The sequence below is a fragment of the Pedobacter sp. 01N416 genome (genome assembly GCF_056399685.1).
On record NZ_JBFTRT010000233.1, the window covers coordinates 1 to 10084 of the forward strand.

Here is a 10084-nt window from a genome sequence, read left to right on the forward strand (position 1 = left end):
ACCTGAAATAGCAGGTGCATTTAAAAATATGAAACCTGAAATGTTTGCAAATACACCTATGAAAACGGCATATGATGCGGTAGCGCCTGACAAAACAAAATGGACAAAATTTATAGAACAGATGATTGTTTTTGCAGGGACAACATTCGACATGGGCGACGCCAATATTGCGAAAATTACTTCACCCGTATTAATCATCGCAGGAGATAATGACGGCCTGGATAAAGTAGAGCTGAGTAAAACCTACCAATTACTGGGCGGCGACAAATTTGCCGATATGGGGGCGATGCCAAAATCTCATTTGGCTATTGTTCCTGGCCAGGGGCATGTGAGTTTAATGATGCAGACGAAAACCATATCAGCTTACCTAAATGATTTTTTAAAGTAATATAGACCAAAAGAAGAGTCTGTGTCACAAGTTGTGATTCCATTTGAACGTGTCACGTTGTCCAAAGGACTCCTACGGAGAGACTATCGAAACGCCTTAAAAGTATTTAAACATGGTCTTAGCGAGACGCTAAGACCAGTAGAGGTGTTTATGTCGGATGCTATTTCCGCCCAACTAGGCCGTAGCACTGTATCCCCGTTCTACTTAAATCCGGCCTAACATCCCGATAGCTATCGGGATCGGGCTGCACTGCCCAAACCAACCCGCTAACTTCAAGAGAAAAATTTTCAGCCGGTGTTTTTTGTTCCTTTTTGACACCAAAAAGGAAGAGCCCATCGGCGGCGGTGAGCCGAGGAAAGCATGAGCTGTAGGGTAAAAAATAATCAATTATATACGCCATTAATATTGATTTTATACAAAATTAACCCTCAGGATAACCATTCTATATTTATGATACAGCCTCTTTTAAGCCTAACCCAATCTTAGGCAAACTTTTTCCGCAACCATTTGCGCACTGGCTCGTCGTACCATTTTAAGGTGACGTAGGCCAAAGCAATCCCACCAACTAAAATGAGTAAGGCATAAGGCCAGGCCTGCACAATTGTTGTGCCTTTATGGTTGCTGATCCAGGCCACATAAAAATAAACCAATGGATAATGTACCAGATAAAGTGGATAGGATATATCACCTAAAAATTTGCATATCTTATGCTCTCTTTGCGTTTGCAATACGCCACTGGCGCCAATATATACGATGAGCGGGAACACGATGATAATGCAGACAGATTCGTAAATCCCGTTCATCCAAAGCTGCTCAGCCCCGCCAATGCGTGGCATATAAAGTACTAGCGCCACTAAAAAGCTGCACCATAAAAAGGCATTTTTAATTCGGGTAGGCTTGGCAATACGCGAAAGTAACAAACCCGCAAAGAAAGGGTATAGGGTACGGGTAAAGCCAATACGCACTTGTTCTGCATTTAGTGTCCAGCCGCCGCTTACATCGCCGTTTGTAATGGCCAGCTGTGCCAATGCAATAGCAGCGATAACCACTAAAATAGTTAATGCCGTTTTAGAAAACTTCCTGATCCACACCGCATAAAGAATGTTGGCAATGTATTCAAAGAACAAGGACCAGCCCACGCTATTCATGGGATGCATTTCTTGCCAGCCACGTATATCGAGCGATAGTGGTATAGGTAGGATGGTATAGCCAATAAGCAGTACCAGCAGCATCTTCCAAAGCGGAATGGTGTGAATGAGCGGCCATATGGTAGAATCTGTAAAATAGAATCCGATAGCGCCAAGGGTCATCCCCAAAATCACCATGGGTTGCAAACGTATAATACGGCGTTTGAAAAAACTGCCTACACTCATTTTATTCCATCGGTCGTCATAAGCGTAGCCCATTACAAAACCCGATAATAAAAAGAAAAAATCTACAGCCAGATAGCCATGGTTAACCAGGATATCGAGGTGCCCGGTGCCTAAGGGCTCGGTTAAGTGAAAGGTGACAACGATTATAGCGGCCACACCGCGAAGGCCATCTAATATAGGGTAATGTGGCTTGGTGGCCAGCTCATTATTCAGGTTAGTATGCATGTAGGGCTTGTAAAAATTGCAAGCCGTAAAAATAACCAACATTCTTTACCCCATAACTTTGYATCTACAATGATACGTAAGGCATTAAGGTTGCGTGAAGAGATAAATTGTTTTTTAGCCGTCAATCAAAACAGGAATTAAAATAAAAACGGGCTTTATGAATTAAAAACATTAATCATTACATTTGCCTTTGGTGAAAAACTTTGTATTCCTTTTTTCTCTTTATCTGATCCTTCTGGGCCTAATGCCCTGCCAGGACAAGGAAGATATGGTTTCCAAGTCTCACACAGAAAGCACTGTGCACAGCGATCAATCAAAAGCTGAGCATATGCATGGAGAATCCTGTCCACCATTCTGCAGCTGTGCCTGCTGTTCTGTCGGTCAGCACTTTCCATCCGAAAAGTTAACAGATCTGATTGTTCCTGTATTCCGTAAACCATACCCGGTTTTCCAGTGCTCTGCATTGAAAAAACAACCACTCGATATCTGGCAACCGCCTAAGCTCGTTTAATCAATTTTTTTATCTCATGGCGCTGTCCATGAAAAGCATGCTTTTTTACATGCACAATTTTGCACCATGAGGTGCAATGATGCCCTGCTATTTATTGATTTTTGATTTAAACGACAATGCTGAACAGAATAATACAATTCTCCATCAGGCAGAAACTGCTGGTGGGAATTATGATACTGGCGCTGATTGCCTGGGGCATATACTCCCTTAGGCAGCTGCCCATTGATGCCCATAGAAGAAATCCGTTCCTTTAGCAGATTCGGCCTTTCAGTTGTGACAGTGGTGTTTAAGGAAAATGTAGAGATTTACTGGGCCCGTCAACAGGTGAGCGAAAGGCTTGCCGAAGTAGAAAGAGCCATTCCAAAAGGGATCGGCACACCCGAGGTTGCACCATTAACAACCGGACTGGGTGAGATTTACCAGTACGTAATCCATCCCAAAAAAGGATATGAAAAAAAATATGATGCCACCGAGCTCCGCACCATTCAAGACTGGATTGTTCGCCGTCAGCTCCTGGGCGTAGAGGGTATAGCAGATGTAAGCAGCTTTGGGGGGTACCTCAAACAGTATGAGATTGCCCTTAATCCCGACAAACTCAGAAGTATGGATATCTCCATCAGCGACATTTTTAAGGCACTTGAAAAAAACAACCAGAACACTGGCGGATCTTACATCGATAAGAAACCCAATGCCTATTTTATCAGGAGTGAGGGGCTTATCAATAGTATCGAGGACATTGAGAATATCGTTGTACGGACCAATGAGAATAGCATTCCTGTGCTGATCCGAAATGTAGCTGAAGTGAGGATCGGTGCAGCCACCAGGTATGGTGCCATGACCAGAAACGATCAGGGCGAAGTAGTCGGGGCGGTAGTGATGATGCTAAAAGGAGCCAACTCTTCCAAGGTTATTGCAAATGTAAAAACCCGGATGGATCAGATTGCAAAGAATCTTCCAGAGGGCGTGGTGATCGAGCCATTTCTCGACCGCACAAAACTGGTAGACAGTGCCATTGGTACGGTGACCAAAAACCTGGCAGAAGGCGCATTGATTGTGATCTTTGTACTGGTACTGCTTTTGGGAAATTTCCGTGCCGGACTGATTGTGGCCTCGGTTATTCCACTTGCCATGCTTTTTGCCATATGCCTGATGAACCTTTTTGGCGTTAGCGGAAACCTGATGAGCCTTGGCGCTATAGACTTTGGGCTAATCGTAGATGGAGCGGTAATTATAGTAGAGGCCTCTCTTCATCATCTGGGCATCCGAAAAAACAAAAACAGGTTAAGTCAGCAGGAGATGGATGCAGAGATTTTTGAATCTGCTTCCAAGATCCGTAACAGCGCTGCTTTCGGCGAAATCATTATCCTCATCGTTTACCTGCCGATTCTGGCACTGGTTGGTATAGAAGGCAAAATGTTCAGGCCAATGGCCCAAACGGTGACTTTTGCTATCCTTGGCGCTTTTATCTTGTCGTTAACTTATGTGCCGATGATGAGTGCGCTGTTTCTAAACAAAACCATCAGTACCAAAAGAAATATCTCAGACAAGATCATGTCTTTTTTTCAAAGCGTGTATACCCCAATGCTCAATTTTGCGCTTCGGGCAAGGGTAGCCGTTGTTGGCATTGCAATAGGATTATTCGCCATTTGCCTCATTATTTTCAATTACCTGGGCGCCGAATTTATTCCCACGCTAGAGGAGGGCGACTTTGCCGTAGAAACCAGGGTACTTACCGGAAGTAGTCTTTCTCAGACCATTGAGGCCGCTACAAGGGCTGCAAAGGTATTAAAGGCAAATTTTCCTGAAGTAAAAGAGGTGATCGGAAAGATTGGCTCTAGCGAGATTCCTACCGACCCCATGCCGGTAGAAGCCTGTGACCTGATTATTATCTTAAAGGATAAAGGCGACTGGACAAATGCTTCGACCAGAGACGAGCTTGCGGKAAAAATGCAGGCCAAGCTTGAGCAGTATATTCCTGGGGTTACTTTCGGGTTCCAGCAGCCCATTCAGATGCGCTTTAATGAACTTATGACAGGTGCCAGGCAGGATGTTGTAATCAAGGTTTATGGAGAGGATTTTTCGAAGCTAAGTGCCTATGCAGCTAAGATTGGTGTTATAGCCAGAAAAATCGAAGGTGCTGAGGATATTTATGTGGAACAAGCTTCGGGACTTCCACAGGTCATCATCAAATTTCATAGAGAAAAGATTGCGCAGTTCGGACTGAACATCGAAGATGTGAATACGGCTATCCGCTCGGGATTTGCCGGAGAGGTGGCTGGCCTGGTGTTCGAGGGCGAAAAGCGATTCGATATGGTTGTTCGCCTCGAAAAAGAAAACAGGCAGTCGCTGGAAGATGTGAAGAATCTGTTCGTAACTGCGCCCAATGGCAACCAGATCCCGCTGGAACAGCTGGCTGATATCCAGTACAGGGAAGGTCCAAACCAGATCCAGCGCGATGATGCAAAGCGACGGATTACTGTTGGCTTTAATGTGAGGGGAAGGGATGTGGAAAGTATTGTAAAGGAAATCCAGCAGAAGATTGATGCAGAGGTTAAGTTTTTACCAGGTTATTATCCAACCTTTGGCGGCACTTTTGAGAACCTGCAGGCAGCCACCAAAAGATTGGGTATTGCCGTACCACTGGCGCTATTGCTCATTTTACTGTTGCTTTATCTTACTTTTTCATCGATTAAACATGCGCTTTTAATTTTTACCGCAATTCCATTGTCGGCCATTGGTGGCGTATTCGCGCTATGGGCACGGGATATGCCATTTAGCATCTCTGCAGGCATCGGTTTTATTGCGCTTTTTGGTGTGGCGGTACTGAATGGTATTGTGCTTATCAGTGAATTTAACAGGTTAAAAAAAGAAGGAATGAACGATATTCTCGAAATTATCAGAACAGGAACTTCGGTTAGGCTTCGCCCGGTTATTATGACGGCCCTTGTAGCTTCTCTGGGCTTTCTTCCAATGGCTATCTCGGGCGGAAGCGGTGCTGAGGTACAGCGCCCATTGGCAACGGTTGTTATCGGCGGACTGATTTCTGCAACACTGTTGACCCTTTTGGTACTTCCGGTGCTTTATATCTGGGTAGAAAAAATGGGCAGGAAAAAAGTAAGAATTGCTCCGGTAGCAGGCATAATCGTTATGTCTATTACCTTGTTTGGATTTCAGCCTGCTAAGGCCCAAACTGCGTTAACCCTTGAACAGGCGGTATCTTTGGCATTGGAAAACAACAGGGCGATTAGCGGGGCTAACCTTGGTGTAGGGCTGCAACAGGCACTCAGGAAAAGCGCCTTCGAAATGCCCAAAACTGAAGTGTCTATGCTTTACGGGCAGTACAACAGCCTGATCAAAAACGACAATAACTTTACCATTTCGCAAAGCATTCCCTTTCCAACACTTTTCGCCGCAAATGCGGCATTAGGGGATGAGCGTATCAAAGCAGGCCAGCTTCAGGTGGCTTCAAGTAAAAACGAACTCATTTTTCAGGTGAAGACGGTTTACACCAATCTTCAGTACCTCTATTCGAAGGAAAAACTGCTGCTCGAGCAAGACAGCATCTATAAGGGTTTTGTAAAATCAGCTTCGCTAAAATACAAAACAGGTGAGGGTAACCTGCTTGAAAAGGTAACCGCCGAGACACAGCTTAAGGATGTACAGAACCTGCTCGATCAAGACCGTTCTGATATCGAAATATATAAAACGCAGCTTGCTACGCTGATTGGAAGGGGTGAGCTACCCCTAATCGCCGACAAGCTTTTAAAGGAAACACCCGAGATCTCGATCGGAGATACGGCTCTTCTAAATAAAAATCCTGCCATTGCCTATTTCAGGCAACAGATTGTGATTGCCGAAAAACAACGAAAAGTAGAGCTTGCCAAAGCAATGCCCGATTTTACCCTGGGTTATTTCAACCAGTCGCTAACCGGTTTTCAAAACGTTAACGGCAGTGATGTTTTCTTTGGCCGCGACAAACGTTTTCAGGGCTTTCAGGTGGGGCTTTCCATTCCGCTATTTTACAGCGCCTATTCTGCGAAGGCAAAGGCCGCATCCATTAATAGGGATATTGCCTCGAACGACCTGCAGCTCCATCAGCGAAAACTAACAGGCCAGTACCAGCAGGCCCTGGGCGAATACCTGAAAAACAGGAAACGTTATGACTATTTTATTACTTCGGCGCTAGCCAATGCGGCACTGATATTAAAAAATAGCCGCATTGCCTACCAGAACGGAGAAATAGGCTATTCGGAATACCTGTTGAACCTTAAACAGGCAAATGGCATTTACGAGGGGCGCCTGATGGCCCTGCTCCAGTTAAGCCAGAGCATCAACCAGATTGAATTTTTAACCGGTAACAACAACTCATTTTAAAATATAAATCTCATGAGATCCATATATAAATATCTTACCCTGCTGTCCTTTCCATTTTATATGGCTGGCTGTAGCAGCCCCAATACAGAAAAGGAGCCCGAAAAAGAGATCGTTCACGAAGAGAGCGATATTGTAACCCTTACCCCAGAGCAGCACAAACTATCAGAAATTACCCTGGGAGACATTGAGTTGAAGGAATTAAGCGGAACAACGAAAGTAAACGGCATGCTCGATCTTCCTCCGCAAAGCCTGGTATCTATTTCCACACCGCTGGAAGGTATTGTAAAAAGCACCGATATGCTACAGGGAAAACGGGTAGCCAAAGGGGCGCTCGTAGCCGTAATGCAGAATCCGGAATTCATTCAGATGCAACAAGACTACCTGGACTATAAAAGTCAGTTGCAGTTTTTAAAGCAGGAGCTCGATCGCCAGGAAGAATTGGCAAAGGAAAACGTAAATTCCAAAAAAGCACTTCAGAAAGCAAGGAGCGAATACCAGAGTGTGAGTGCAAGATTGCTGGGGCAGCGTTCAAAACTTTCCATTATGAACATCAGTTTTGCGGCGCTGGAAAAAGGGCAGATCCAGAAAACCTTTAACCTCTACACACCAATGGCGGGTTACGTTACGCAGGTGAATACCAATATAGGTGCCTTTGCCAGCACAACCGATGTACTGTTCAAAATTGCCGATACCGAGCACCTGCATGCAGAGCTTACGGTATTTGAAAAGGATGTGCCTAAGCTTAAGCTGGGGCAAAAAGTCCGCTTTGTACTGGCCAACGAGGAAAAGGAACGCATGGCTACAGTTTATCTCATCGGCCGCGAAATTAGTAAAGAGCGTACCGTGCAAATTCACTGCCATTTGGATAAGGAGGATACACAGCTGCTTCCGGGCATGTACCTTAAGGCTTATGTAGAAAGTGGAATGAACAAGGTTGAAGCACTACCCGATGCGGCTATTGTTGAGTTTGAAGGCAAAAAGTTCGTGTTTATAGATCAGCCTGCCGATAAAGGCAGTAACACTTACCGGTACAGGATGATGGAGGTAAAAACAGGTGTTGCCGAAAATGGTTACACCCAGGTTTCTTTTGCCGGGCAGATCAATAATATGAAGGTGGTGACAAAAGGCGCCTACGATCTGTTAAGCAAGGTAAAGAATGCCGAAGAAGAAGGTGAGGAACATTAGCTATTTAAGCTTTATAGCTGGCAGAAACTGATGCCGTAAATAACCATTCATTTTTTTTAAAAGATCTGTTCGCACGTTTGAACTGCACCAATTTAAATATTAACTTTAGTCGCCAGATATATTAAGATGACTACAAGAAGAAATTTTTTACAAACAGGAATATTGGGGTTAACTGCGGCAACGCTGATCAATGCCCCGTCAGTTTTTGCAGCGCCTGCTAAAGGCAATGCCGCGGGTAAAGACCCTTTTAAATTAGCAATTGCCGGTTATAGCTTCCTTAACTTTAGCCTTGACGAATCGCTTAAAATGATGAAAAAGGTTGATGTACATTACCTCTGTATCAAAGACTTTCATTTGCCTTTTAAAAGTACAACAGCAGAAATCGCTGCCTTTCATGCTAAACTTAAGGATAATAACATAGTAGGGTATGCCGTGGGCCCTATATACACCAAAAATAAAGAAGAGATCGATAATGCATTCGATTATGCAAAAAGGGTTGGTGTTGATTTGTTGATCGGAATTCCAGCGCATGCTGACCTGGAGTATGTTGCCCAAAAGACAAAAGAATATAATATTCGTTATGCCATTCATAATCATGGCCCCCAGGATAAACTATATCCAAATGCAGAAAGTATCTACAACCTCATTAAAAACCTGGATCAACGTGTTGGTATATGCTTTGATATGGGGCATAACAAAAGAGATGGGCGGGATTCGGTTGCAGACCTTCAGAAATTCTCGAAACGGATTTTCGATATGCATTTAAAGAATGTAACCGTAGCCGCAAATGAAGGCACCACCTGTGAACTCGGYCGTGGCGTAATTGATATCCCTGCATTCGTAAAAATGCTGAGAAAGGTTAATTACCAGGGCTGCTGTAGTTTAGAATATGAAAAAGACATGAAAGATCCCCTGGCAGGAATAGCTGAATCTGTTGGCTATTTTAGGGGTGTTTGCGATGGTACCCGCTAGTTCTGTTTGCGATTGATAGTAATTAATGATTGATATGCGGTCTTTTCCTTCGGCCGCATATCAATTTATACCCCTGTTTGGAAAGAATCTGCGTGCATAATCCTACTAACCTGAACTCGATTAATAACATGCCTTTAAAGATCTTCTGTAGATATTTCAACTCACTGTCGTCACTCTGTCCCGAATGTTCGGGATCAGGGTCTATCTAGCAGGAAAGATGCTGACCACGTAGTAGCTACAAGACAATTGAAAACACTATTTCTACTTGTAAAACAAGTTCAGCATGACGATCGCGTTAGGAAAAAGAGACTAAAAATTGATCACAACGGGTAAAWATTAATCGAACTAAGGTTAATAATAAAACGGCATTAAAGCCATTCTTTGAAACTAGTCAATAATAATTTATTAAAAACTGTATGAATAATAACCATTCTTTAAAAAAAATAATCGCATTATCATGTTTTAGTGTGCTTCCTTTACTTTCACTTGCTCAAAAGGCGAATTGGCAAAATTTGGATCTTAAAACTGACTCCGTTTTTGGTATCAGTACAGAAAAAGCTTATAAAGAGCTGCTAAAAGGTAAAAAATCGAAGCCAGTAGTGGTTGCAGTACTAGATGGTGGGGTTGATTTAAATCATGAAGACCTTAAAAGAGTAATTTGGACCAATAAAAAGGAAATCGAAGGCAATGGAGTAGACGATGATAAGAATGGGTACAAGGACGATATTCATGGTTGGAATTTTTTAGGCGGAGCAACGGGTTCAATTGACCATGAAAACTTAGAGCTAACTCGTTTGGTTCGTCGTGATAAAGCTCGTTTTGCTAACCTTACAGCCGAAACAGTAGCCGAAAAGGATAAAGCAAGTTACGAAGATTTTATGAAGAATCGATCACTGCTTGATCAAGAGTTAACTACAGCAAAAAGTAATTTTGCTGGGATTTCTGGATTTAAAAGCGCATTAGATCTTTTAATTAAGAAAATTGGGAAGGAAAATCCAACGCCTAATGATATTGAAGCTTTTCAACCAGAGAGTGAGAGAGAAAGTAGAATAAAAG

General features: G+C 43.4%; 6 protein-coding genes and 1 pseudogene. 6 read left to right on the plus strand and 1 reads right to left on the minus strand.

Annotated elements, in window-relative coordinates; translation table 11 throughout:
- Window positions 1–388 (plus strand): alpha/beta fold hydrolase (locus AC1DND_RS14155; RefSeq protein WP_477582487.1); only part of this gene is annotated, 388 nt, incomplete at its 5' end.
- 482 nt (window positions 389–870) lie between these two features.
- Here AC1DND_RS14155 and AC1DND_RS14160 read toward each other — a convergent pair.
- A complete protein-coding gene (locus AC1DND_RS14160) occupies window positions 871–1986 on the minus strand; it encodes an acyltransferase family protein (protein ID WP_477582488.1) in 1116 nt (371 codons plus the stop codon).
- A 193-nt stretch (window positions 1987–2179) separates the two neighbouring features.
- Here AC1DND_RS14160 and AC1DND_RS14165 point away from each other — a divergent pair, with 193 nt between their 5' ends.
- The 5 genes and pseudogenes from AC1DND_RS14165 to AC1DND_RS14185 all read left to right on the plus strand — a co-directional run.
- Window positions 2180–2497 carry a DUF6660 family protein gene (locus AC1DND_RS14165; protein ID WP_477582490.1) on the plus strand — a complete coding sequence of 106 codons (318 nt, stop codon included), beginning with the start codon at window positions 2180–2182 and terminating at the stop codon, window positions 2495–2497.
- A gap of 225 nt (window positions 2498–2722) precedes the next feature.
- Complete coding sequence (locus AC1DND_RS14170; RefSeq protein ID WP_477582492.1) at window positions 2723–6871, plus strand: CusA/CzcA family heavy metal efflux RND transporter; 4149 nt, start codon at window positions 2723–2725, stop codon at window positions 6869–6871.
- 12 nt (window positions 6872–6883) lie between these two features.
- On the plus strand, window positions 6884–8056 hold the full coding sequence (locus AC1DND_RS14175) for an efflux RND transporter periplasmic adaptor subunit (RefSeq protein WP_477582494.1): 1173 nt from the start codon (window positions 6884–6886) through the stop codon (window positions 8054–8056).
- Window positions 8057–8182: 126 nt separating this feature from the next.
- On the plus strand, window positions 8183–9028 hold the full coding sequence (locus AC1DND_RS14180) for a sugar phosphate isomerase/epimerase family protein (protein WP_477582496.1): 846 nt from the start codon (window positions 8183–8185) through the stop codon (window positions 9026–9028).
- A gap of 416 nt (window positions 9029–9444) precedes the next feature.
- Window positions 9445–10084 (plus strand): annotated as a pseudogene (locus AC1DND_RS14185) (peptidase S8); the annotation flags it as partial.

Excerpts from the sequence above, each read along its gene's own strand:
- AC1DND_RS14175 (WP_477582494.1), top strand. The coding sequence starts at position 6,884 with ATGAGATCCATATATAAATATCTTACCCTGCTGTCCTTTCCATTTTAT.
- AC1DND_RS14160 (WP_477582488.1), bottom strand. The coding sequence starts at position 1,986 with ATGCATACTAACCTGAATAATGAGCTGGCCACCAAGCCACATTACCCT.